The 886-nt window shown below is 51.7% G+C and carries 1 protein-coding gene; it reads left to right on the top strand.

Annotation, left to right across the window (positions count from 1 at the left end; genetic code table 11):
* Positions 1-886: fructose PTS transporter subunit IIB (locus R7Z50_RS25805; protein ID WP_318149518.1), on the top strand; the 886-nt coding region annotated here is incomplete at both ends.

Below are 886 nucleotides of genomic sequence, written 5' to 3'. Positions count from 1 at the left end.
TTACTTGCGGTGCGGTGATGTGGGTGATAGGTGCTCCGATTGCCAGCGCAATGACCACCATGAACGAGGTGCTGACGGGCATGGCGGGCTCAGGTAAAGTGATGCTCGGTACCGTGCTTGGGGCAATGACCGCGTTTGATATGGGCGGCCCAATCAACAAAGTGGCGACGTTGTTTGCTCAAACCCAAGTGAACACGCAACCATGGTTGATGGGCGGGGTCGGTATTGCGATTTGTACGCCGCCATTGGGGATGGCACTAGCCACGTTTTTGGCGCCGAGTAAATTCAAGCGAGATGAACGCGAAGCGGGGAAAGCCGCAGGTATTATGGGGATGATCGGCATCAGCGAAGGTGCGATTCCTTTTGCCGCTGGCGACCCTGCACGAGTGTTACCCGCTATTGTGGCGGGTGGCATTGTCGGTAACGTGATTGGCTTTATGTTCCACGTAATGAACCATGCACCGTGGGGCGGTTGGATTGTTCTCCCTGTTGTGGATGGAAAAATTGGTTACATCATCGGCACGATTGCGGGCTCTGTTACCACAGCGTTGATCGTGATTGCACTAAAGAAAGCCGTCACCGAAGATGAGAGTTACACAGGTCATTCTCAAGTATATGGCTCCGTTCAAGGCGAAGGTGAGGCGGATGTTTTGGCGGTTACATCTTGTCCATCAGGTGTGGCACATACGTTCTTAGCGGCGAAGTCATTGGAAAAAGCGGCTTGTGCACTCGGCATTAAGATTAAAGTCGAAACCCAAGGGGCTAATGGCGTCATCAACCGAATTACCGAGAAAGACATCGAGAAAGCGAAGTTTGTGATCTTTGCTCATGATGTCGCGATCAAAGAACCGGAACGTTTTCGAAAAATAAAAGTGTTGGATGTCAC

The sequence above is a fragment of the Vibrio sp. 1249-1 genome (genome assembly GCF_033340495.1).
The sequence above is the reverse complement of the archived record's forward strand: the minus strand, read 5'-3'. Positions and strand labels throughout refer to the sequence as shown.